22 protein-coding genes are annotated in these 22,172 nt (G+C 57.1%); 17 read left to right on the top strand and 5 right to left on the bottom strand.

The window, feature by feature from the left end; all coding sequences use genetic code 11:
• Positions 1–15 precede the first annotated feature (15 nt).
• The 3 genes from EAW52_RS25875 to yidD all read right to left on the bottom strand — a co-directional run bounded on the left by EAW52_RS25875 (position 16) and on the right by yidD (position 1,269).
• Complete coding sequence (locus EAW52_RS25875; RefSeq protein WP_019364279.1) at positions 16–153, bottom strand: hypothetical protein; 138 nt, start codon at positions 151–153, stop codon at positions 16–18.
• Positions 154–396: 243 nt separating this feature from the next.
• Positions 397–894: a hypothetical protein gene (locus EAW52_RS06425; protein ID WP_122041834.1), complete on the bottom strand. Its 498-nt coding sequence runs from the start codon at positions 892–894 to the stop codon at positions 397–399.
• A 120-nt stretch (positions 895–1,014) separates the two neighbouring features.
• Positions 1,015–1,269 (bottom strand): membrane protein insertion efficiency factor YidD, encoded by a 255-nt coding sequence (yidD, locus tag EAW52_RS06430; protein WP_122041835.1) that lies wholly within the window; start codon positions 1,267–1,269, stop codon positions 1,015–1,017.
• Positions 1,270–1,395: 126 nt separating this feature from the next.
• Here yidD and pcaQ point away from each other — a divergent pair, with 126 nt between their 5' ends.
• From pcaQ to EAW52_RS06480, 10 genes are all read left to right on the top strand, one after another.
• Complete coding sequence (gene pcaQ / locus EAW52_RS06435; protein ID WP_122041836.1) at positions 1,396–2,331, top strand: pca operon transcription factor PcaQ; 936 nt, start codon at positions 1,396–1,398, stop codon at positions 2,329–2,331.
• Positions 2,332–2,438: 107 nt separating this feature from the next.
• Positions 2,439–3,161, top strand: a complete 723-nt coding sequence (gene pcaH / locus EAW52_RS06440) for a protocatechuate 3,4-dioxygenase subunit beta (protein ID WP_010795480.1) — start codon at positions 2,439–2,441, stop codon at positions 3,159–3,161.
• Between the two features lie 10 nt (positions 3,162–3,171).
• Positions 3,172–3,774, top strand: coding sequence for a protocatechuate 3,4-dioxygenase subunit alpha (gene pcaG / locus EAW52_RS06445; protein ID WP_122041837.1), 603 nt, complete (start codon positions 3,172–3,174; stop codon positions 3,772–3,774).
• Positions 3,774–4,832, top strand: coding sequence for a cell division protein ZapE (zapE, locus tag EAW52_RS06450; RefSeq protein WP_122041838.1), 1,059 nt, complete (start codon positions 3,774–3,776; stop codon positions 4,830–4,832). The genes pcaG and zapE overlap by 1 nt, the downstream gene beginning before the upstream one ends.
• A gap of 321 nt (positions 4,833–5,153) precedes the next feature.
• Positions 5,154–6,863, top strand: coding sequence for a subtype B tannase (locus EAW52_RS06455; protein ID WP_122041839.1), 1,710 nt, complete (start codon positions 5,154–5,156; stop codon positions 6,861–6,863).
• Between the two features lie 256 nt (positions 6,864–7,119).
• Positions 7,120–8,052, top strand: a complete 933-nt coding sequence (locus tag EAW52_RS06460) for a 4-hydroxyproline epimerase (RefSeq protein WP_122041840.1) — start codon at positions 7,120–7,122, stop codon at positions 8,050–8,052.
• A 5-nt stretch (positions 8,053–8,057) separates the two neighbouring features.
• On the top strand, positions 8,058–9,194 hold the full coding sequence (locus EAW52_RS06465; protein ID WP_122044740.1) for an FAD-binding oxidoreductase: 1,137 nt from the start codon (positions 8,058–8,060) through the stop codon (positions 9,192–9,194).
• Complete coding sequence (locus EAW52_RS06470; RefSeq protein WP_019364288.1) at positions 9,191–9,427, top strand: 2Fe-2S iron-sulfur cluster-binding protein; 237 nt, start codon at positions 9,191–9,193, stop codon at positions 9,425–9,427. The genes EAW52_RS06465 and EAW52_RS06470 overlap by 4 nt, the downstream gene beginning before the upstream one ends.
• The gene (locus tag EAW52_RS06475) at positions 9,424–10,689 is read left to right on the top strand and encodes an FAD/NAD(P)-binding oxidoreductase (protein ID WP_122041841.1); all 1,266 of its coding nucleotides are present in this window, start codon (positions 9,424–9,426) and stop codon (positions 10,687–10,689) included. Before EAW52_RS06470 ends, EAW52_RS06475 begins: the two co-directional genes overlap by 4 nt.
• Positions 10,690–10,788: 99 nt before the next feature.
• The gene (locus EAW52_RS06480; protein WP_218567939.1) at positions 10,789–11,550 is read left to right on the top strand and encodes an AraC family transcriptional regulator; all 762 of its coding nucleotides are present in this window, start codon (positions 10,789–10,791) and stop codon (positions 11,548–11,550) included.
• Here the strand turns inward: EAW52_RS06480 and EAW52_RS06485 are convergent.
• Complete coding sequence (locus EAW52_RS06485) at positions 11,547–12,467, bottom strand: dihydrodipicolinate synthase family protein (protein ID WP_019364291.1); 921 nt, start codon at positions 12,465–12,467, stop codon at positions 11,547–11,549. The two genes, EAW52_RS06480 and EAW52_RS06485, sit on opposite strands and share 4 nt — an antisense overlap.
• Positions 12,468–12,679: 212 nt before the next feature.
• On the opposite strand from EAW52_RS06485, the gene EAW52_RS06490 reads away from it, so the two are divergent.
• The 7 genes from EAW52_RS06490 to pcaC all read left to right on the top strand — a co-directional run bounded on the left by EAW52_RS06490 (position 12,680) and on the right by pcaC (position 20,687).
• The gene (locus EAW52_RS06490; protein WP_010795470.1) at positions 12,680–13,525 is read left to right on the top strand and encodes an IclR family transcriptional regulator; all 846 of its coding nucleotides are present in this window, start codon (positions 12,680–12,682) and stop codon (positions 13,523–13,525) included.
• Positions 13,526–13,733: 208 nt separating this feature from the next.
• The gene (locus EAW52_RS06495; RefSeq protein ID WP_122041843.1) at positions 13,734–15,074 is read left to right on the top strand and encodes an MFS transporter; all 1,341 of its coding nucleotides are present in this window, start codon (positions 13,734–13,736) and stop codon (positions 15,072–15,074) included.
• Positions 15,075–15,328: 254 nt separating this feature from the next.
• Positions 15,329–16,534, top strand: coding sequence for a 3-oxoadipyl-CoA thiolase (gene pcaF, locus EAW52_RS06500; RefSeq protein ID WP_073449465.1), 1,206 nt, complete (start codon positions 15,329–15,331; stop codon positions 16,532–16,534).
• 256 nt (positions 16,535–16,790) lie between these two features.
• Positions 16,791–18,080: an MFS family transporter gene (locus tag EAW52_RS06505; protein ID WP_122041844.1), complete on the top strand. Its 1,290-nt coding sequence runs from the start codon at positions 16,791–16,793 to the stop codon at positions 18,078–18,080.
• 15 nt (positions 18,081–18,095) lie between these two features.
• Positions 18,096–19,466 carry a 3-carboxy-cis,cis-muconate cycloisomerase gene (locus EAW52_RS06510; protein ID WP_122041845.1) on the top strand — a complete coding sequence of 457 codons (1,371 nt, stop codon included), beginning with the start codon at positions 18,096–18,098 and terminating at the stop codon, positions 19,464–19,466.
• A gap of 10 nt (positions 19,467–19,476) precedes the next feature.
• A complete protein-coding gene (pcaD, locus tag EAW52_RS06515) occupies positions 19,477–20,265 on the top strand; it encodes a 3-oxoadipate enol-lactonase (RefSeq protein WP_122041846.1) in 789 nt (262 codons plus the stop codon).
• Between the two features lie 11 nt (positions 20,266–20,276).
• On the top strand, positions 20,277–20,687 hold the full coding sequence (gene pcaC, locus EAW52_RS06520; RefSeq protein ID WP_010795464.1) for a 4-carboxymuconolactone decarboxylase: 411 nt from the start codon (positions 20,277–20,279) through the stop codon (positions 20,685–20,687).
• Between the two features lie 55 nt (positions 20,688–20,742).
• Here pcaC and EAW52_RS06525 read toward each other — a convergent pair whose 3' ends face one another.
• Positions 20,743–22,026 (bottom strand): OprD family porin, encoded by a 1,284-nt coding sequence (locus tag EAW52_RS06525; RefSeq protein WP_122041847.1) that lies wholly within the window; start codon positions 22,024–22,026, stop codon positions 20,743–20,745.
• Positions 22,027–22,172 lie beyond the last annotated feature (146 nt).

Raw genomic sequence — 22,172 nt, forward strand, 5'->3', positions numbered from 1 at the left:
CCGTAGTCGATGCGGTTACGATAGGGCTTTCCCATTCTCGGGGAGGAAGGCGTTGTTGCCTGCCTGGTTGAGGCTTGCATTATTAATGACGGCTAGAGCAGGCAGGCCAAGCTTGGACAAAGCAGCCGCAACGCTAGGTTTCACCATAAACATGACGTGCTCCTTGTAGTTATCGGGAGGGTAAAAGCCATACAGCTCTAACAGGCAGACAGCCGAACGCTACAGAGCATTGCCTGCAAGCGAGCTGTAGAAGTGAGCTAGGGCGGGATGCGGTTTTTTCCAACCTTGGTCAAACAAGTCTCTGCCGGCTGGGAATCGGGGGAGAGAGCACAGGAATAGATTGGACCTTGCACATGACATCTTCCTTTGACTTCATGAACAAGCGGCATTGAGCCGCTAGCGCTGTTGAACAGTGATGCTCTGGTTGTTTCCGAACTGGATAATACTGCCCTGTAAACCGGTGCCGTTCTGGTCAATCAGCGCTTCGTTATAGGCGCCATACTGATAAATAGCGGCTTGATTAGCCGAGCCTCGCTGAATGATAGAAGCGTTATGGCCCTGGCCGCTTTGCAGAATGACAGCGGTCAGCTCTGTACCACTTTGCAGCATGGCTGCCTGATGATTTCCACCGAGTTGTTGGATAAGTGCCTGACTGCCTAATCCGGTTTGGGTGAGAAAGGCCTGGCTGTCGCTGCCCTGCTGGATAACGGTGGCCGCTATGCGGTCGGCAGTCGATTGACCAAGGGAACCCTGGGCCTGCCGGGCGGCTACATCCGAGACCGTAGAAAGATCGAAGTTATTGAGCAGGTCCGCCGCGTTGGGCGTCTCGATGGAAAAGCCGAGACATGAAACCAGCAACGCAAACCTCAAACTGATCCGCTGCAGTACATTCATGGCTATTTCCTCAATAGCGCTTCGTACTACGTTATCGCGCAGGGCGGGCCACTTGGGTATCGCTCTAAAGGGTGAAATTGCTCGCCTTTTAAAGAGGAGAGGAACTAGGCTGATCTCGTATTAGTGGCAGCGGTTCGAGTGTTTATCCTGGGTTTTGCAATGACAGGGAGGAACAGGGTCGATACCGCCCGGATGAAACGGGTGGCAGCGCAACAAACGGCGAATGGTCAGCCAGCTGCCACGCAAGGCACCGTGGGTCTGTAGGGCCTCAATAGCGTAATGCGAGCAGGAGGGATAGAAACGGCAGCGTGGGCCAATCATGGGGCTGATGAAGAGCTGGTAACCTTGTAGCAGAACGATCAACACTTTCTTCATGAGCTGAGGGGCTTATCTGGCAGCAGGGCGTGGGACGGTCATTTTACCGGGTATGGCAGTTGGGTCGAGTGACTTGCCGACGGGTTGAGGTTAACAATGGCAGTCTGCTCCTGACGCTGGCGCGATATGAACATCGATACACGTATCAAGTTTCGACATCTCCTGTGCTTTATTGAAGTGGCTCAGCACCGCAGTTTCGCCAAGGCGGCCCATGCGGTGTCGGTTTCTCAGCCTGCCATTTCCAAGACCCTTAAGGAGCTTGAGGGCATTCTTGAGGCGCGCCTGTTCGAGCGGGACAAGAATGGCGTAGTGCTGACGCAAGCCGGTCAGGCCTTTATGCGTTATGCAGGCCCCTGCGTCCAGGCATTGCGAGATGGGGTCAATACGGTACGCAGCGGCGGGATGCAGGGTGGCCAGGTACGGGTCGGTGTACTTTCGACAGTGGAAAGTCTGGTTATACCGGAGGTCATCAGGCGACTCCACGAACGCTACAGCGGGCTCACTATCAGTGTTACGACAGGCATGAGTACCTATCTACTCAATAAACTGAGAGTAGGTGAGCTGGATATTGTGGTGGGGCGCATGACGGATAACCCTGAAATCCGCGGCCTGAACTTCGAGCACCTGTATAGCGAGTCGATGACGCTGGTGGTTCGAAACGGTCATCCGTTGCAAGCAGCTACTAGCATTGACCGGCAACGACTGGCGGACTATCCCTGGGTTCTTCCGTTGACAGGCACCACAATTCGTCAGTACGCCGAAAGCTTTCTGGTGCAGTGTGGGATCAGCCTGATGTCGCAGCGGCTGGAGACGCTTTCGCCAGCGCTGAGCCGGCGCTATGTACTGTTAAGTGATGCCGTCTGGATTGCGCCTCTGGATGCCGTGGAGACCGACATCAAGGCTGGTGTGCTGGCTGAGCTGTCTCTAGGCGTTCAGGAGCCGGGTGGCTCGATTGGCTTGTGCCGCAATAATACGGCAACGCTTCCGCTGGCGGCGCAATGGTTCTGTGAGGTTCTACGGGAAGTCGCCAGCGAGCTGGTTGCCGAGCGATCAGCTTCATAACCATTTGGTTATGAATGATTGCCGTCATTTCAATTGGCTGGCCTGCGGCATTGCGCCACACTCCGGGCAACCCTTTTGATGGGTAAGGCTCTTAGTGGAGTAAAGCCATGAATAATAATTCCAATGACACTCGCTTTGTCGCCCGTGACCGTAACTGGCATCCCCATGCCTATACGCCTGGTTATAAGTCGTCTGTACCCCGTTCACCCCGACAGGCCTTGGTCAGCATTCAGCAAACGGTTTCTGAACGTACCGGCCCGGATTTTTCTCATCTTCAGTTGGGCAAGCACGATAACGATCTGCTGCTGAACTTCAATAATGGGGGCTTGCCACAGGGCGAGCGAATCATTCTGTTTGGACGAGTAGTCGATCAGTTTGGTAAGCCCGTACCGAAGACGTATGTAGAGATTTGGCAGGCTAACGCTGGTGGACGGTATCGCCACAAGAATGATGTCTACCTGGCGCCGCTCGACCCCAACTTTGGCGGTGTAGGACGTACCCTGACCGACAATGATGGCAACTATGTATTCCGTACCATCAAGCCGGGGCCTTATCCGTGGCGTAATGGGGTGAATGATTGGCGGCCCGCCCATATCCATGTTTCGGTCATGGGACCTTCGATTTCCACTCGATTGATTACGCAGCTGTATTTCGAAGGTGATCCGCTGATACCGATCTGTCCGATCGTGAAGTCGATTGCGAACCCGGAGGCCGTGCAGACACTTATTGCACGTCTGGACATGACCATGGCCAACCCGATGGACTGCTTGGCTTACCGTTTTGACATTGTGACGCGTGGCGCACGTCAAACCCATTTCGAGAACCTGTGAGGAGGCGATCATGACTACGACATTTCTGCCAGAGACGCCTTCACAAACCGCAGGCCCTTACGTTCACATCGGTCTTGCGCTGGCCGCAGCTGGTAATCCGACGCGTGACATGGAAATCTGGAATGATCTTGCCAAGCCGGATGCGCCAGGCCAGCACATCGTGCTGACGGGGCAGGTGTTTGACGGCAACGGCAATCTGGTGCGCGACTCCTTTCTGGAGGTCTGGCAAGCCAATCACGACGGTGTCTACGATCCGGTTTATCATCCGGAAAAGGCATTCAACAGCTTTGGCCGTACGGCTACTACCTTTGATGCCGGTGAGTGGTCGGTGCAAACGATAAAGCCGGGTAAGGTGATGGATAGCCAGGGCAGGCCCATGGCGCCGCATATCAATCTGGCGCTGTTTGCCCGTGGCATCAATATCCATCTGCAGACCCGTATCTACTTTGAGGACGAAGCGGAAGCCAATGCGATTTGTCCAGTGCTCAACCTTGTCGAGCCACCTCGCAGGCCGACTCTGATCGCCAAGCGCTTTGAAGAAAACGGTAAAGTGATTTACCGTTTCGACATGCATCTGCAAGGTCCACAGGAAACTGTCTTTTTCGATTTCTGATGGCTACATCTGAACCGCTCAACGCGGGCGAGTTAATTCGGCAACATTTCGCTGCCGAACTGGCCGCCCGTCACTATCAGGCCGATGCCGCCCAAGAGGCGGCATTGGTGCATCTGGCTGACTGGCTTGATCGCTTTCTGGCCGATCGTAAATCCTGGTTTAAAAAGCCGTCTGCGGGCGTCTATATCTGGGGCGACGTAGGGCGAGGCAAGAGCTTTGTCATGGACGCCTTCTATACGGCCGTCCCCATTACGGAAAAGCGTCGTGTGCATTTTCATTCCTTTCTGCAAGAGTTGCAGCGGCGGATGCGTGACTATGCCGGCCAAGCCGATCCTCTGGCACAGGTAGCCCGGGAAATCGCTCGGGAAGTACGTCTGCTGTGCTTTGATGAATTTCATGTGCATGACATTGGCGATGCCATGCTGTTGGGTCGTATGCTCAAGGTGCTGGTAGATGAGGGTGTCGGGCTGGTGATGACATCCAATTATAAGCCGGAGGGCCTGTGTCCAAACCCGTTGTATCGAGAGCGCTTCAAGCCGATCATTGCATTGATCGAAAAGCGCTTCGATGTGCTTGCCATCAACGGTAAGGTCGATTATCGGCAGCGCAGCGACGAGCAGACCCTATGGGGGTATTACCTCTGGCCAGAGTCAGCGGGCGGTGTGAAGCGTTTGCAAACACTGCTGGACCTGTCTGCTGCCGCTACGACGGACGCTACCCTGGACGTCAATCATCATCCCCTTTCGGTGCGCGCGTATGAAGGGGAGCGGATCTGGCTGGATTTTGCCGACCTCTGTGAGCAGCCTCATTCGACCTTGGATTACCTCTGGATTTTCGAGCATTTTTCACACGTTGGCGTCAGCGGGCTTGATTGCCTGGCGCGTCAGTCTGATGCCGTTCGACAGCGATTTCTAAACCTGGTGGATATCGCTTACGACCGGGGCGTGACTCTGATCCTATCCAGCGAAGTGCCTATGGATGAGCTGGCCGGGGATGCCACCGTGGACTTTGCCCGGACGCTGAGCCGGTTGAGGCAGCTGGGAGTAGAGCGGCTTTGAATCAGGACTCAACAGAAGGATAGGCCAATAGGTTTCATGTTATGAAGCGGTGAGGCAGCGCCAAGCCCTTTACCCTTGGAGCAGTGCTTTACTGCAGATGCCGATAAGGAAAAGGCATATCTCAACAATCCGAATGTACTCCTGTCTCGCAATTCCCATGCTTGGATTACAGCGTATGGGATGGCTTCTACTGTAGCCGGGATCATGGCGCACTATGCCTGCAAAGCCTTTGACATAGTTGCCCCACGATTCAACTGTATAGCTACAGCCAGTAAGCCCTCATTGTGGGAAAACAATAATAGACCTCGTTAGGAGAGCACTATGCGGAGTACCTTTTTGAAGCGTCGCGCTGGCACATTGGCCTTGTGCGGCATGCTTGGTGTAATGGCGGCTATGTCTGCCCATGCAAGTAGTCATCAGGCATCGCTTCGCTTCAATCCTGCCAGTGGCGGAACAGTGGGGCAGGTCACTGTGTATGGGCAGACCGTCACCTACACTGCCTATACAGTGAGTTATGTTGCCAAGCCCAATGATCCTGCCAAACAGGTCATGAGCATTTATATCCCTGCGAATGCTACGCAAGGCTCCCCCATCTTCATGCCGCTTAATACAGGTGGCTACATGGAGCTCGATCTCCTGACACCCGCGGATGTCACCACTGATAATGTCAACTCTTCAGGTAGTGGTTCAGGCTCAGCTATTGCCGCCGCCTTGGCCCTGTCCAAAGGAATTGTCGTAGTGTCTCCGGCTGGCCGGGGCCGTAATACCACCATGCTTGTCAATGGCGTGACCACAGAGGTCGGTAATGGCCCGGCTGCACTTGTGGATCTGAAGGCAGCGGTGCGATATCTGAAATACAACGATTCGGTCATGTTGGGTAATGCCAATAAGATCGTAGTAAGCGGCACCAGTGGCGGTGGGGCAATGACCTCTCTGCTGGGCATTACTGGAGACAGTGCTGTTTTCAAGCCGTACCTGGATGAAATCGGTGCTGCACCCAGCAGTGATAGCGTGTATGCCGCTTCGCCATTCTGCCCGATCACAGACTTGGATAATGCCAATGCGGCCTATGAGTACTTTTTTTATGGCTCTGGCATTACTACGGCTAATCCTGGCCGTACGGCACCAATCACGCTCAGTAACAATGATCAGCGCCTTTCTGCGGTCATGGCGCAGATGTATCCAACTTATCTCAACCGGTTAGGACTGAAGCATCCTGATACGGGTGTACCGCTCAAGCTGAACAGCTACAGCCCTGATGCGGTAGCGGGCGGTTCCTATCGAAACTACGTGTACAGTCTTTTCAGTGCATCTGCGACGCGTTTTATTATTGACTCCGGTTATGTGAGCGCAGATGGCAGCCTGAATGAGGCTGGTCAGACCTATATGGCAACTGCCGAGACGGTAAACGGTGTCAAATCGGGCCTGACACCCGATAGCGTCATTACGTGGAATGCAAATACCCGCACGGCAACCCTGAAGAGTTGGAAAAACCTTCTCGTCTACATGAACCGTATGAAGCCGGTCGGTGCATTCGACAACGGGTTCTACAACGTGACGGGTGAGATGGATCTGTTCAATACCGATCCTGCCGCGTTGAAGAATGATATTACCGTTGCCGAGGGTTGGAATCATTTTGACCCGAACCTTAAGGACGCGATTGCGAAGGCCGGCTTGAGCAAAGTTGAGGGCTATACCAGCATCAAGAACTTCCGCGTACGCAGTGACGTTGCCCGTTGGGCCGCCATGATGAACCCGATGTATTACGTACTGAGGTACAACGGGTATGGTGGTATTAATGTGAATCCTTATGCTGCCACTGTGTACGGAACAAGCTCGGTGGCCAAGCATTGGCGTATTCGGGTGGGCTCTTATGATCGCGATTCTTCACCCTTCGTCTCGGCCAACCTGGCAATCGCCCTGCAGAATCGAGGATTGAACGTAGATTACAAAATTGCCTGGAACCAACCTCACTCTGGCAACTATGACAATACCGATATGATTGACTGGATTGCTGGCCTTTCCAACTAGATCCGCTTTCTGAAGCGCTCAGCCTACATGAGTATGTTTGACGTTTAACTTGCAAAGGCCTAGCTCTCTTGTTTGCAGTAACTGCTCCGTCTTTATGGCGGAGCAGTTCATTAATACGGTTAGACAAGACAGACGTGCCGCTCCTGTATATCACTCAGTCAATTGTGCTGATTTCGTCCTCCCGCCGAGCGAAAAACACCAAGCCGATTTTGCGTTGACACGCCACGCTGTAAGCCTCTTTTGCGGAGGTGGCGCCATGAGACGTATCCAGGTCATCGACTCCCACACGGGCGGTGAGCCGACTCGTTTGGTCATTGAGGGATTTCCCGATATGGGGAAAGGCTCCATGGCGGAGCGGTTGAAACTGTTGCGGCATGAATATGATGACTGGCGGGCTACTTGCGTGCTTGAACCCCGTGGGAGCGATGTGTTGGTGGGTGCGCTCCTGTGCGAGCCGGTCGATCCTGAGGCCTGCGCCGGCGTTATTTTTTTCAACAACTCCGGCTATTTGGGGATGTGTGGGCACGGCACGATTGGGCTGGTGCGATCGCTTTATCATCTCGGTCGGATCGACGTAGGGCGGCACCGGATCGAGACCCCTGTAGGGACAGTAGAGGCAACGCTGCATGAGGACCTTTCCGTCAGTGTGCGTAATGTACCTGTGTACCGCTATCGCAAGGATGTTCCGTTGGAGGTGCCCGGCCTGGGCATAGTGAGGGGTGACATTGCCTGGGGTGGCAACTGGTTTTATCTAATTGCCGATCATGGCCTGCAGGTGAACAGCGGCAATCTCGACGCGCTGACCGAGTACAGCTGGGCAGTACGGCAGGCGCTTGAGGCGCAAGGCGTACGCGGCGAAAACGGCGGTGTGATCGATCACATCGAGCTGTTTGGAGGCGATGAATGCGCGGACAGCCGCAATTTTGTGCTCTGCCCAGGCAAAGCCTATGACCGCTCGCCCTGCGGGACAGGAACCAGCGCCAAACTTGCCTGCCTTGCTGCGGATGGGCATCTGCAGCCGGGTGAGCTCTGGCGGCAGGCCAGCGTAATCGGCAGCCTTTTCGAAGCCAGTTATGCGTGGGAAGGGGAGCGGATCATTCCCACTATTCGAGGCACTGCCCATATCAGCGCCGAGGCCACGTTATTGATTGATGAGGCTGATCCCTTCGCCTGGGGAATTCGGCTGTGAGCTTTCTGGCACGCACCGCTGCAGCAGATATCGTTATCGTGGGAGCCGGTATCGTAGGGGCTATGTGTGCCTATGAATTGGCTGCCCGAGGCTTGTGCGTTCGGGTCATCGACAATCGAAGCGGTGGTGCTACCGGCGTGGGGATGGGCCACTTGGTTGCCATGGATGACAATCCTGCCGAGCTTGCGCTCAGTCATTATTCCATAGAGCTCTGGAATGCGTTGCGTGAGCGCTTGCCTGAAGCATGCGCCTATCGTAACTGCGGGACACTGTGGCTGGCGGCGAACGATGATGAGTGCGCGTTAGCAGAGGCAAAGCAAGCCAGGCTGGCTGAGCATGGCGTTCAGTCGGGTTGGGTCACTGCCTCTTCGCTACGGCAATTAGAGCCGATGCTGCGCTCTGATCTGGCAGGTGCGCTGAAGGTGGGTGACGACGGGATCCTCTACGCTCCGGCAACCGCGCGCTGGCTGCTCGGCCAGCACGGCAATCGAATCACCGTTCAGGAGGAGGAGGTCATCCGGGTCGAGGGTAATCGGTTATGTCTGAGCGATGGTCTCTGGATGACGGCACCCGCTATTCTGCTTGCCAATGGGCTGGGTGCCTGCCGGTTACTCCCGGAGGTGCCGTTAAGGCCGAAGAAAGGCCATTTACTGATTACAGATCGATACCCCGCCTGTGTCACCCATCAACTGGTGGAGCTTGGGTATGCTGCCAGCGCTCACGCCAGTGATGGAACCTCCGTCGCGTTCAATGTGCAGCCAAGGCCTACAGGACAGTTGCTGATCGGCTCATCCCGACAATTCGATACCCTGGATAAGCGCGTCGAGCTCGATGTGCTAGGTCGTATGCTCACGCGTGCACAGCATTACTTACCCGCCTTGGGCGAGTTGAATGCCATTCGCAGCTGGACAGGTTTTCGTGTTGCAACACCGGATGGTTTGCCTTTGCTCGGACAATATCCTGGTCAACCGGGCCTATGGCTGGCGCTGGGCCATGAAGGGCTGGGCGTTACCACCGCACCGGCCAGTGCACGGATGATCGCTGCTCAGTTACTGGGTGAGGCGCTTCCTCTCGATTCCACTCCGTTCCGGCCTGAGCGCTTTGTAAATGCGGCTTCCACTACCCAGGAGGCAACGGCATGATCACGGTGTATCTCGACCGGCAACCTATAGTCGTTACGGGCGGACTGACGGTTGCCGCCTTGCTGGCATTGAGCGAATCACCGGTGGCACGGCTGTCCTGCACAGGTCAGCCACGTGCACCGTTTTGTGGAATGGGTATTTGCCAGGAATGTCGGGTAACGATTGACGGTCGCCGGCAGCTGGCCTGCCAGACGCTGTGCCGTGAGGGCATGCAGGTAGAGCGTACGGTATGACGGGGCTGAGCAGGCTGTCTTGCGATATTGCTATCGTAGGCGCTGGGCCGGCAGGTCTGGCAGCGGCCAGGGCTGCATCCACCAGCCAGCGCTCCATTGTGGTCATCGATGATAACCCCCGGCTAGGCGGGCAGATATGGCGCGACGGGCCAGGGGTGGTACTACCTGCATCGGCGCAGAGTTATCGAAAGGTTTTATCTCAGCCTAATGTTCGGTACTTGGCAGGAACGCGCATCGTAGCTGCGTTGGCACCAGGGGCCTTGTTACTGGAGGATGCACAGTCAGGTTGCCGGCTGGACTATGGGCAATTGATCCTGTGCTGTGGCGCACGGGAATTGCTGTTGCCGTTTCCGGGCTGGACATTACCCGGCGTGACGGGCGCCGGAGCGTTGCAGGCCTTGATCAAAGGGGGCGCACCTGTGGTAGGTGAGCGGCTGGTGGTAGCGGGAAGCGGTCCGTTATTGCTGGCTTCTGCCGGAACGGCCAGAGCAGCCGGCGCTGTGCTTACAGGCGTCTATGAACAGGCGGCCCGTCAGCAAGTTATATCGTTCGGTACCGGGTTGCTGCGCTGGCCTGACAAGCTCACCCAGGCATTCAGGTTGCTCTCGACTCACTACCGCTGGGCGAATTATGTCGTTGAGGCCCTGGGGGATAATCGTCTGGAGGCTGTGCGTATTCGCCAGGGTGGCCATGATAAGGTCGTACCCTGTACGCGTCTGGCCTGTGGGTTTGGTCTGGTGCCCAATACTGGACTGGCGAGTCATCTGGGGTGTCAGCTTGAGGGTGATGCTGTAGCGGTCGATCGCTATCAGCAGACGAGTCAGACAGGTCTCTATGCGGCCGGTGAATGTACAGGCGTTGGTGGTAGTGAGTTGGCGTTGATCGAGGGCGAAATCGCCGGATTGGCTGCTATTGGCAAGGTTGAACAGGCAGAGACTCTGTTTACACGTCGCGAGCGTTGGCAGCGGTTTGCCCGACATGTGCAAGCGCATTTCAGATTGCGACCTGAGGTCAGGCAACTGGCCCGTGCGGATACGCTGATTTGCCGCTGCGAGGATGTCGCCCTGTCTGCTCTGGTGGGAGAGCAAGGATGGGATGCGGCAAAGCTTCAGAGCCGGTGCGGTATGGGAGCCTGCCAAGGGCGTGTCTGTGGCACGGCGGCTCGCGAATTGTTTGGCTGGGCCTTGCCGGAGCCCCGTATTCCGTTGGTCCCTGCACGGGTCGAGACGCTTATGGCATGCTCAGAGACGGATATATCCTGAGCGCATTCGCGCCACCACTCATAAGAGGTGCTCATGCTTCAGATGATGTCTCCTATAGCCGAACGCGACAGGCAGGCTCCAGGTTTTGCCCCTGAGCAGATGACAGCCTGGTGTGAGGGGCTTGCCGCAGAGCGCCCTGAAGACTTAGAAACCTTGCTTAACAGCGTTGCGCTGATTGCTCCGCTTCTCAATGCGATTCCCAATGTGGTCTTCTTTATTAAGGATCTAGACGCACGTTACCTCTTGGCCAACCTGACGTTGGCGAGACGGTGTGGGTTCAAGACGGTTGCGCCTCTCTTGGGCAAGACGTCCGCTGAGGTCTTTCCGGCGAATCTAGGACCGCTCTATACCGAGCAGGACCACGAGGTGCTTCGCGGAGCGATCATCGAGGACAAGCTTGAGCTGCATTTTTACAACGGTCGTGAGCCAGGGTGGTGTCTGACCTACAAGCTGCCCTTGAAAGGGCATTCAGGGCAGGTGTTGGGCATGGCTGGCATTTCCTATGACTTGCAAGCCGCGCAGGATAACCACCCGGCGTATCAACGGCTTGCAGCGGTCGATAAACACATTCGTGCCCATTACACCCGTCCGATCGCACTGGCAGAGCTGACCGCCATCGCAGAGCTTTCCGTGGCTCAGTTGGAGCGCTATTGCAAGCGGATCTTTCATCTCACGCCCCGCCAGATGATCCATAAGGTGCGTCTGGAAAAAGCCTCTCAATTGCTGGGGACGACGATGCCGATCACCGATATTGCCTTGCAGTGCGGCTACACCGATCACAGCGCCTTTAGCCGCCAGTTCAAGACGCTGACGGGACTCACGCCCCGGCAGTTTCGGCAGGCTGCCAGCGACGCAGCTTAAAGCCCGACGTCAGGCAGCGCAGGACGTTGGGTCAGCGCGTTGTCCACAATCGCTTTCACTTCATCACGGGCAGCCCCTTCGAGGCTCAGGCGAGGAGGGCGGGTGACGGCTGAACCACGGCCTAGTATCTCTTCGCAGAGCTTGATGCACTGGACCAGGTCAGGGCGGGCGTCCAGATGTAGCAGGGGCATGAACCATTGATAGAGCGACAGGGCTTCGTCGAAACGCTTTTGCATGGCGAGGCGGAACAGGGTTTCGCCTTCCCTGGGAAACGCATTGGACATGCCGGATACCCAGCCGACGGCCCCTACAGCAATGCTTTCGAGCACTACATCATCCAGGCCGGCAAAGAGTACGAAGCGATCACCCACAGCGTTGCGCAGGTCAATAAAGCGGCGAGTATCACCTGAGGAATCTTTGAAGCAGACGATATTCTCGCAGTCTTTGAGCGAGGCCAGGATGTCCGGCGTAACGTCGTTCTTGTACACCGGCGGATTGTTGTAGACCATGACCGGAAGATCGGTCGAAGTCGCAACGCTGCGAAAGTGCATGGCGGTTTCGTGGGGCTTGGCAGAGTAGACTAGCGCGGGCATAACCATCACACCGTCCACGCCAGCAAAGCGCGCCTCGTTAACCATCTTCTGTGCGAAGGCGGTAGTAAACTCGGCTACGCCGGCAATCACGGGTACGCGTCCGGCCGCCGCGGCCTTGGCGGTCTCGATGACCGATAGCTTTTCCGTCGTGGTAAGCGAAGTGTTTTCTCCAACGGTGCCGCACACTACAAGCCCGGACACACCATCCGCCACGAGATTGCTGATCACGCGGTGAGTGGCGTCCAGGTCCAGAGAAAAGTCAGGCTTGAACTGAGTGCTGACAGCCGGAAAGACGCCGCGCCAGTTGATCGCTTGATGCCCCATGGTCGTTATCCCTTTGGCAATAGACAGATGCCTACAGGGTGAACCGCTACTGTTCTTATGGCTTGAGATTTTTCCCTAGGTGCGAGGACGAAATCGGCACAGTGACGATCTGTAAGTGGCCTATAAACGAACAAGACTGCGTTTGTCGTATTGCGATTATCGATCAGATGCTTCGATAATCGGCCAAATCAGACAGCGGCCGGGCAGAGATCATGGATAACTCGAATTCGCGTGACCCTCACAGCTTTGGCGCACCGCCTATCATTGCATCGCCGGCCAAGCGGATCGAGGCCTTTACGGGCGATCCAAACTTCATGACGTCCCTTGCACGTGGCCTGGCTGTGATCCATGCCTTTCAGGAGCGCAAGCGGCATCTGACCATTGCACAGATCAGCCACCGAACCGAGATCCCCCGTGCGGCGGTTCGGCGTTGCCTGCATACGTTGATGAAGCTGGGCTACGTGACCACCGATGGACGGACCTATTCACTATTACCCAAGGTGCTGACGCTGGGCCATGCCTATCTGTCATCCACGCCCATGGCGCTCACCGCCCAACCCATTCTGGATCGCCTGAGCGAGCAGCTGCATGAGGCCTGCTCCGTCGCCACGCTTGAGGGGGATGAGGTGTTGTACATCGCCCGGTCCGCTACACCGCTGCGGCTGATTTCGGTCGATCTGAGCGTTGGCAGCCGGCTTCCGGCCTACTGCACCTCCATGGGCCGTATTCTGCTGGCGGCTCTGGATGATGCTGCCCTTCAGGATTACTTCGAGCGTGCTGACCTGCAGATCAAGACCAGTCGCACACTGCATACGCCAGAAAAGCTGTTGCCCTGTCTCGAGCAGATCCGGCAGCAAGGCTGGTGCGTCGTTGACCAGGAACTGGAGGTCGGGCTCCGTTCATTGGCCGTACCGGTACTGGATGCCTCCGGTCAGGTCATGGCTGCCATGAACGTGGGCACCCATGCTAGCCGTATTACCCGGCAGGAGCTGGAGCGCCGCTTCCTCCCTCTTTTACTCAAGGCCAGCCAGGAACTCAGCTCCAAGCTCTTTCACTAAAACTGTTCGTTAATCGAACCTTTAGCCGTTAATCGAATTGTGCAGTACGTGGCTGCTCCGTAGGGTAGAGGCACGTTGCCAGCCGGCACGCCTGATAAAAACAACAGAGTCCGCCTATGTTCTGCATGATTTCTCCCGTGAACGGGATGGTGCATGCGCATCGCCCCGATGCGTTTTCTTTCGGTTCGTGGATGCTGAGGGCCTTGTCATGACGGGGTCTTCGACCAATTCGACGCTTGATGTTCAGACGTTTATCAATGCCCAGCCGCTGAGCCGCTATCAGTGGCGAATCGTGGTGTTGTGCTTTTTGATCGTTTTCCTGGATGGCCTGGACACTGCTGCCATGGGGTTTATCGCGCCGGCGTTGACCCAGGACTGGGGTATCGATCGAGCAAGCCTTGGACCGGTCATGAGCGCTGCCCTGGTTGGGATGGTGTTTGGTGCGTTGGGCTCGGGACCGTTGGCGGACCGCTTCGGCCGTAAAGTCGTCCTGGTTGCTGCCGTTTCCATCTTTGGATTTTTCAGCGTGATCTCGGCCTACAGCGGTACGGTGGATCAACTGGTGATCCTGCGTTTTCTGACCGGCCTTGGCCTAGGCGCCGCCATGCCGAACGCCACGACGCTGCTGTCTGAGTACACCCCGGAGCGGCTCAAGTCGTTACTGGTAACCAGCATGTTCTGTGGTTTCAATTTGGGCATGGCGTGTGGCGGGTTCATCTCTGCCAAGCTGATTCCGGCGTTCGGTTGGCATAGCCTGCTGTTGCTCGGGGGCTTGCTACCGATAGCTCTGGCAGTGGTGCTGCTGCTGTGGTTGCCGGAATCGGCCCGCTATCTGGTGGTGCATAACCGGGGCGTGGCACGGATTCGCAAGGCCTTGCTGCCCATCGGCCCAAGTATCGTGCAGCAGGCCAGGGAGTTCAGCGTACCAGAGCAGCGCACAGTCAAGGCGCGCAATGTCTTTGCCGTTATTTTCTCCAAGGCGTGTGGGCTGGGCACGGTGCTGCTCTGGCTGACCTACTTCATGGGACTTGTCATCGTATACCTGCTGACAAGCTGGTTGCCTACCCTGATGCGCGACAGCGGGGCAAGTATGGAGCAGGCTGCATTCATCGGAGCCCTGTTCCAGTTTGGTGGCGTGCTTAGCGCGGTAGCCGTGGGCTGGGCGATGGACCGGGTCAATCCGCACTGGGTCATTGGCACGTTTTACCTGCTCGCCGGTGTCTTTGCGTACTGTGTCGGGCAGAGCCTGGGTCACGTGACGTTGCTGGCTACGCTGGTACTGGTTGCGGGGATGTGCATCAACGGTGCGCAGTCCGCCATGCCTTCACTGGCGGCGCGCTTCTACCCGACCCAGGGTCGTGCCACAGGGGTGTCCTGGATGCTGGGTATCGGACGCTTCGGTGCCATTCTGGGGGCCTGGATGGGGGCCACTCTACTGGGGCTGGGATGGAATTTCGAGCAGGTGCTGACTGCGCTGGTGGTGCCTGCTGCGCTGGCTACGGCGGCTGTAGTGATCAAGGGTATCGTCAGTCATTCTGATGCGTCATAAGGCCTTTTCGATTCACGCAACCGCATACGGGAATAGATAAACGTGTTCGATAATCGACCGTAGATTCGATTATCGGATTGTCTGCTTACAGCCTTGCGGCTTACTGTTCCGTTCAACATCACTCGCCTGGTCTTCCGTCCGGGCGAGTACGACCCAGGTAGCTGGCACCCTCGATTTCAGGTGCTGCCATGACCGTCACACCGCCTCCTTACCCATGGGCCATCGGCCCGACCAGGAGCGGTATCAGGAGACTCATGATGCGTGATGTATTCATCTGCGATGCCGTTCGTACACCTATTGGACGCTTTGGCGGTGCGCTGTCCAGCGTCCGTGCCGATGATCTGGCGGCTATTCCGCTCAAGGCGCTGATGGAGCGCAACCCTGGAGTGCAGTGGGCGGAAGTCGATGAGGTATTCATGGGCTGCGCCAACCAGGCGGGCGAGGATAACCGTAACGTGGCGCGTATGGCGCTTCTATTAGCAGGCCTTCCGGAAACCGTACCGGGCGTTACCTTGAACCGCCTTTGCGCGTCGGGAATGGACGCTGTAGGGACGGCTTACCGCGCCATTGCCACAGGTGAGATGGAGCTGGCCATTGCCGGCGGTGTGGAATCGATGTCCCGCGCTCCGTTCGTGATGGGCAAGGCGGACACTGCGTTTTCCCGCGGACAGAAGATCGAAGACACCACCATCGGCTGGCGCTTCGTGAACCCATTGATGAAACAGAAGTACGGTACCGATTCCATGCCGGAAACGGCAGACAATGTCGCGCAGGATCACAATGTTTCCCGGGCCGATCAGGATGCCTTTGCGTTGCGCAGCCAACAGCGCACGGCGGCTTCCCAGGAGAGCGGCTTCTTTGCCGAAGAAATCGTGCCGGTGCGAATCGTCCACAAGAAAGGCGAGACGATCGTCGACAAGGACGAGCATCCACGCCCTGATACCACGCTGGAGATGCTGGCCAAGCTCAAGCCCGTCAATGGGCCCGACAAGACCGTCACGGCGGGTAATGCCTCGGGTGTGAATGACGGCGCTGCGGCCATGATCATCGCCTCGGCCGAGGCCGTGCAGAAGTATGGCCTCAAGCCTCGCGCCCGCATTCTCGGTATGGCAAGTGGCGGCGTTGCGCCACGTGTCATGGGAATCGGCCCAGTGCCGGCGGTGCAAAAGCTGCTGACTCGTCTGGGGAAAACCATTGAAGACTTCGATGTGGTTGAGCTGAACGAGGCCTTTGCCAGCCAGGCCCTGGCGGTAGTGCGCGGCTTGGGATTACCGGACGACAGTGAAAAAGTAAATCCGCAGGGCGGCGCCATTGCACTGGGTCATCCGCTGGGGATGAGTGGTGCACGCCTGGTCATGACTACCGTGCATTGGCTGGAAAAGACCAACAAGCAGCTGGGGCTCGCGACCATGTGTGTTGGGGTTGGACAAGGTCTGGCGCTGGCAGTCGAGCGCGTTTGAGGTCAATGTCTTGGGCGCCTCGTACAACGGGGCGCTGATGAGGAATAAGGGTGATCTGCGCCAGCGCGAAGGATTTGCGGCTTTGCAAAGGAGAGAATTGTAAAAGGACATGTCTCACCAAGGCCTGCGAATCCGTCACGCGTAGGCGGCACACCCTGCGACAGGGCAAAGGCTGCCCTCTGTAGGGTCATTCACCGGCACGTCAGGATCGATTGCGTGCCGGATTATTGCTATTTCAATGACAAGAGCGGATCGAATGACTACCAGTTCCTATACGTTGGAAGAGCGTCGTAAAAGAATCTTCGCCATTGTCGGCGCCTCATCCGGCAACCTGGTCGAGTGGTTCGACTTTTACGTTTACTCCTTTTGCTCCATCTATTTTGCTCACGCGTTTTTCCCCTCAGACGACCCCACCGTTCAACTGCTTAACACTGCCGGTGTATTTGCCGCAGGCTTTCTGATGCGACCCATCGGTGGCTGGATCTTCGGTGGGGTAGCCGACCGTTATGGGCGGCGTACGTCAATGATGATCTCCGTGCTCATGATGTGCGCCGGCTCACTGGTGATTGCCTGCCTGCCCACCTACGACAGCATTGGCTTCTGGGCGCCGCTTCTTCTGCTCATGGCGCGACTTTTCCAAGGCTTGTCGGTCGGCGGTGAATACGGCACTACTGCAACCTATATGAGTGAGGTGGCGCTAAAGGGTAAGCGCGGATTTTATGCCTCGTTCCAGTATGTGACGCTGATTGGCGGACAGTTGCTGGCGGTGCTGGTGGTGGTCATCCTTCAGCAGGTCTTGTCCGAAGATGAGCTGCGTGCCTGGGGCTGGCGTATTCCTTTTGCAGTGGGTGCGGTTGCTGCCGTGATTTCGCTGTTGCTGCGTCGCTCGCTTGAGGAAACTACGACGGCAGAAAGCCGTGCCGCCAAAGAGGCGGGTTCGCTGTCGGCTCTGTTCAAACATCACAAGGCGGCGTTTTTCACTGTGCTGGGATATACCGCCGGTGGCTCGCTGATTTTCTATACCTTTACAACTTACATGCAGAAGTACCTGGTCAACACCGTAGGCATGCATGCCAAGACGGCCAGCGGCATCATGACCGGTGCGCTGTTCCTGTACATGCTGATGCAGCCGCTGTTCGGTGCCTTGTCTGACCGTATCGGCCGCCGCGCTTCCATGTTGTGGTTCGGTGCGCTCGGCGCACTGTGTACCTATCCCATCCTGCTAACTCTGAAAACCACGACCAGCCCGGTCATTGCCTTTGGCTTGATCATTCTCGCGCTGGCCATTGTAAGTTTCTACACCTCGATCAGTGGCCTGGTAAAAGCCGAGATGTTTCCGCCACAGGTGCGTGCGCTAGGGGTAGGGCTCTCCTATGCCGTAGCCAATGCCTTGTTTGGCGGTTCGGCCGAATTCGTTGCGCTGAACTTCAAAGCCATGGGGCATGAGAATCTCTTCTACATCTATGTGTCCTGCATGCTGGTAGTAGCCTTCCTGGTAAGCCTGCGCCTGCCGCGCAGAGCCAGCTATCTGCATGACGATCACTAACAAGGATAAATGCATATGAGTCAGCGTCCGACCCATCAGCTCTTCGATGCCTACTTTACCCAGGCTGCGATGCGTGATGTCTTCAGTGATAGCGGGCGCCTGCAGGGCATGCTGGATTTCGAAGCCGCCCTGGCGCGAGCCGAAGCCGCGGTCGGCCTGATTCCCAAGGATGCCGTCGCACCGATCGAGGCGGCTTGCCGCGCCGAGGCCTATGACCTTGCCGAGTTGCAGCAGGCCATCGTGAGCAGCGGCAACTCGGCCATTCCGCTGGTCAAGGCACTGGGACGTGAAATCAAGCGTACAAGCCCCGAGGCCGAGCGCTATGTGCACATGGGCGCCACCAGTCAGGACGTCATGGATACTGGGCTTGTGCTGCAGGTCCGCGCAGCCCTCGCGCTGCTGGAAGACGGTCTGGCTGCCTTGGCTGATGCCCTGGCCAAACAGGCTCAGCGCTATGTAGACACGCCCTTGGCCGGACGGACATGGCTGCAGCATGCAACGCCCGTCACGCTGGGTATGAAGATTGCCGGCTGGCTAGGCGCAATTACCCGTCATCGCCAACGGCTGGCTGAGCTCAAGCCGCGTGTTCTGGTGCTGCAGTTCGGTGGGGCGTCGGGCACACTGGCGGCGCTCGGTGACAAGGCCATGCCGGTCGCCGAGGCGTTGGCTAAAGAACTTGACCTGACACTGCCTGATCAACCCTGGCATACCCAGCGGGACCGCTTGGTAGAAGCCGCCAGTGTGTGCGGCATGATTGCCGGAAGCCTCGGCAAGCTGGGGCGTGATCTTTCCCTGTTGATGCAGACAGAAGCGGCGGAAGTTTTCGAGCCGGCCGGGCTGGGGCGGGGTGGTTCCTCGACCATGCCTCACAAACGCAATCCGGTCAGCGCGGCAGTCCTGATCAGCGCTGCGACCCGCATTCCTAACCTTGTCGCCACCATGTTCGCAGCCATGCCTCAGGAACACGAGCGCAGCCTGGGTCTCTGGCATGCCGAATGGGACACCCTGCCTGATATCTTCTGCCTGACTGCGGGTGCGCTGGAACAGGCGTTGCTGGTAGCCGAAGGGCTGGAGGTTGATGCCGAACGCATGCGCACAAACCTGGAGCTGACCCACGGACTGGTACTGGCCGAGGCTGTCAGCATTACCCTTAGCCAACGTGTCGGCCGTGAGCAGGCGCATCAGCTGGTCGAGCAGTGCTGCCGTCGTGCGGTCGAGCAGAAATGCCACCTGCGTGAGGCGCTCGGGCAGAACGAGACCGTGACCGCCGAGCTGTCTGCCGATGAGCTGGATCATCTGCTCGATCCTGCGCACTACTTGGGGCAGGCCCGCACCTGGGTAGAACGCGCCTGTGCCGAACACCATTCACTGACGTCTGCTCGCTAGGAGGATTCCTGTGCCAACTGTGCAACTCGCCGAGGGCGAACTGAATTACCGTTTCGATGGCCGTGAAGACGCGCCGGTTCTGGTACTGTCCAACTCGCTGGGCACTGACCTGCATATGTGGGATGACCAGGTTCCCGCTTTTACCGAGCATTTTCGCGTACTGCGTTATGACACACGGGGCCACGGCGGCTCCACCGTTACGCCCGGTCCGTACACCATTGAGCAATTGGGCCATGACGTCTTGGCGCTGCTGGATGCGCTCAAGGTTCAGAAAGCCTTTTTCTGTGGACTGTCCATGGGTGGACTGACCGGGCAGTGGCTGGCAGTAAACGCCAGTGACCGTATCCAGCGTGTCGTTATCTGTAATACCGCCGCCAAGATCGGAACGGCAGACGGTTGGAATGACCGTATTGATACGGTTTTGAAGGGCGGCCAGGCGGCCATGGTCAATCTGCGTGATGCCTCTATTGGGCGCTGGTTTACACCTGAGTTCTCTCAGGCAGAGCCAGCCAAGGTCAAGCGCATTACCGACATGCTCGCAGCTACCTCGCCAGAAGGGTATGCCGCCAATTGTGCTGCCGTGCGTGACGGTGATTTTCGTGAGCATCTCAAGGCCGTCACCGTTCCGGTGCTTATCGTGGCGGGTACGCACGATGCCGTCACCACACCGGCCGACGGTCACTACATGCAGGCTCAAATTCCGAATGCCGAGTATGCGGAATTCGATGCTGCGCATCTTTCCAATGTACAGGCCGGCGAAGCATTCAGTCGCCGTGTTCTGGCTTTCCTGACGGCTTAGGAGATCTCGAGATGGACGAACGCGAACGTTATGAAAAGGGCATGGAGGTCCGTCGCGCGGTATTGGGCGATGCCCATGTGAATCGCAGCCTGGAAAAGCTCACGCCATTCAACGAGGAGTTTCAGGAGATGATCACCCGGCATGCCTGGGGTGATATCTGGACCCGTCCGGGCCTGCCGCGGCATACCCGTAGCCTGATTACCATTTCCATGCTGATTGGGATGAACCGGAGCGAAGAACTCAAGCTGCATCTGCGCGCCGCTGCCAACAATGGTGTAACGCGCGACGAGATCAAGGAAGTGATCATGCAGAGCGCCATTTATTGCGGTATCCCAGCGGCCAACGCGACCTTCCATTTGGCCGAGTCGGTATGGGATGAGCTGGGCGTGGAGTCGCGCCAAACTCAATATGAAGGGCAGTAGGCAAGGCGTTAAAAAAAGCCCGTCGAAAGACGGGCTTTTTGTATCGACCTGGCGCTTACAGAATCGAGATCGGGTAGCTGAAGATCAGGCGGTTCTCGTCGACATCGTTGTTGCTGCCATAGTCGCGACGAACCATGGAGTTTCTCCAACGCATGTTCAGGTCCTTGAGCGGGCCGCTCTGGAAGGTATAGGCCACATCGAAGTTACGTTCCCATTCCGAGCCGTCATCATTGGCAGCGTTGACGTAGATGTTGTCACCATGACCGTAACGTGCCATGAAGGCCAGACCCGGAATACCCATAGCAGCAAAGTTGTAGTCGTAACGCAGCTGCCACGAGCGTTCCTTGGCATTGTCAAAGCTCTGGGTAAACATGTCGTTTACGATACTGCCGCCGCTGGAACCGTTAACGCTCAGCCAGCCGTTATCACCGCTGACGCGCTGATAACCCACGGTAAACTTGTGGCCGCCAATACCGGCGGATAACTGTCCAGTGAAGAGTTTGTTGTCCAGGTTGCCCGCGCGCGCTTGGCCTTCCTCTTCACCGGTGAAGTAACCCAGGTTCGCGCCCAGGCTCCAGTCTCCGAACTTCTGGGTATGGGTCAGGTTGAAGAAGTTCTGCTTGTAGACATCTTCGAACTGCGCGTGCCATACGCCAACCATGGTGCGCTTCTCGTTGAAGGTGTATTCACCCCCTACATAATTGAAGCGATCCGAAGAGGCTGCACGAATCTGACGGGCACCGCCGGTCGTGATGGACAGATCCTCCATGTTAGAGGAGTTACGCAGGCTCACCTGGCGAATCTGCGCAGCATAGAACGTGAAGCCGTCCAGTTCCTTGGAGGTCAGTGTCGCACCGCGGAATGTCTGAGGAAGCAGGCGACCATCGTTAAAGCGAAGCACGGGTACGTTAGGCATCAATTCGCCTAACAACAGATCAGTCTTGGAAATGCGAGCCTTGAAGGTAGCGCCCAAACGACCGAAATCATCCGCGGCACGCCCATCATCATGTACCGGCAGCAATTGAGTGCCAGCGCGGCCCCGACCGCTATCCAGCTTGATCCCATAGAGCCCGGTCAGGTCCAGACCAAAACCTACAACGCCCGGCGTGTAGCCCGAGGTTGCCGTCATAATGAAACCCTGGCCCCATTCTTCGACTTTGCTCTGCTGAATATTGCTGCTATTACGAAAATCCCGATTGAAATAATAGTTGCGGGTCATCACGTTGACTTTGGCGTCTTCCAGAAAACCTTCGGCATGAGCAGCCATCGGTAACGCCAAGGCCAGCGCAAGCGGTGTGAGTCCGATAAACGCAGGAACAGAGAGATAGCGAAGGGTCATTATTGTTGTACTCCCATGAGTAATGGTGCCGCACCTGAGCGCAATCTCTTACGGATTGATTTATCAGAGGCGGAGAGGCCCTGATCCTCAGGGCATTTCATGTCCGGCCTGAATAGGCAGCCGAACCTAAGCGGACGCGCAAACGC

This window comes from Pseudomonas sp. LTJR-52, from assembly GCF_003691465.1.
GTDB lineage: Bacteria > Pseudomonadota > Gammaproteobacteria > Pseudomonadales > Pseudomonadaceae > Chryseomonas > Chryseomonas luteola.

Excerpts from the sequence above, each read along its gene's own strand:
- EAW52_RS25875 (WP_019364279.1), bottom strand. The coding sequence starts at position 153 with ATGTTTATGGTGAAACCTAGCGTTGCGGCTGCTTTGTCCAAGCTTGGC.
- EAW52_RS06425 (WP_122041834.1), bottom strand. The coding sequence starts at position 894 with ATGAATGTACTGCAGCGGATCAGTTTGAGGTTTGCGTTGCTGGTTTCA.
- yidD (WP_122041835.1), bottom strand. The coding sequence starts at position 1,269 with ATGAAGAAAGTGTTGATCGTTCTGCTACAAGGTTACCAGCTCTTCATC.
- pcaQ (WP_122041836.1), top strand. The coding sequence starts at position 1,396 with ATGAACATCGATACACGTATCAAGTTTCGACATCTCCTGTGCTTTATT.
- pcaH (WP_010795480.1), top strand. The coding sequence starts at position 2,439 with ATGAATAATAATTCCAATGACACTCGCTTTGTCGCCCGTGACCGTAAC.
- pcaG (WP_122041837.1), top strand. The coding sequence starts at position 3,172 with ATGACTACGACATTTCTGCCAGAGACGCCTTCACAAACCGCAGGCCCT.
- zapE (WP_122041838.1), top strand. The coding sequence starts at position 3,774 with ATGGCTACATCTGAACCGCTCAACGCGGGCGAGTTAATTCGGCAACAT.
- EAW52_RS06455 (WP_122041839.1), top strand. The coding sequence starts at position 5,154 with ATGCGGAGTACCTTTTTGAAGCGTCGCGCTGGCACATTGGCCTTGTGC.
- EAW52_RS06460 (WP_122041840.1), top strand. The coding sequence starts at position 7,120 with ATGAGACGTATCCAGGTCATCGACTCCCACACGGGCGGTGAGCCGACT.
- EAW52_RS06470 (WP_019364288.1), top strand. The coding sequence starts at position 9,191 with ATGATCACGGTGTATCTCGACCGGCAACCTATAGTCGTTACGGGCGGA.
- EAW52_RS06475 (WP_122041841.1), top strand. The coding sequence starts at position 9,424 with ATGACGGGGCTGAGCAGGCTGTCTTGCGATATTGCTATCGTAGGCGCT.
- EAW52_RS06480 (WP_218567939.1), top strand. The coding sequence starts at position 10,789 with ATGACAGCCTGGTGTGAGGGGCTTGCCGCAGAGCGCCCTGAAGACTTA.
- EAW52_RS06485 (WP_019364291.1), bottom strand. The coding sequence starts at position 12,467 with ATGGGGCATCAAGCGATCAACTGGCGCGGCGTCTTTCCGGCTGTCAGC.
- EAW52_RS06490 (WP_010795470.1), top strand. The coding sequence starts at position 12,680 with ATGGATAACTCGAATTCGCGTGACCCTCACAGCTTTGGCGCACCGCCT.
- EAW52_RS06495 (WP_122041843.1), top strand. The coding sequence starts at position 13,734 with ATGACGGGGTCTTCGACCAATTCGACGCTTGATGTTCAGACGTTTATC.
- pcaF (WP_073449465.1), top strand. The coding sequence starts at position 15,329 with ATGATGCGTGATGTATTCATCTGCGATGCCGTTCGTACACCTATTGGA.
- EAW52_RS06505 (WP_122041844.1), top strand. The coding sequence starts at position 16,791 with ATGACTACCAGTTCCTATACGTTGGAAGAGCGTCGTAAAAGAATCTTC.
- EAW52_RS06510 (WP_122041845.1), top strand. The coding sequence starts at position 18,096 with ATGAGTCAGCGTCCGACCCATCAGCTCTTCGATGCCTACTTTACCCAG.
- pcaC (WP_010795464.1), top strand. The coding sequence starts at position 20,277 with ATGGACGAACGCGAACGTTATGAAAAGGGCATGGAGGTCCGTCGCGCG.
- EAW52_RS06525 (WP_122041847.1), bottom strand. The coding sequence starts at position 22,026 with ATGACCCTTCGCTATCTCTCTGTTCCTGCGTTTATCGGACTCACACCG.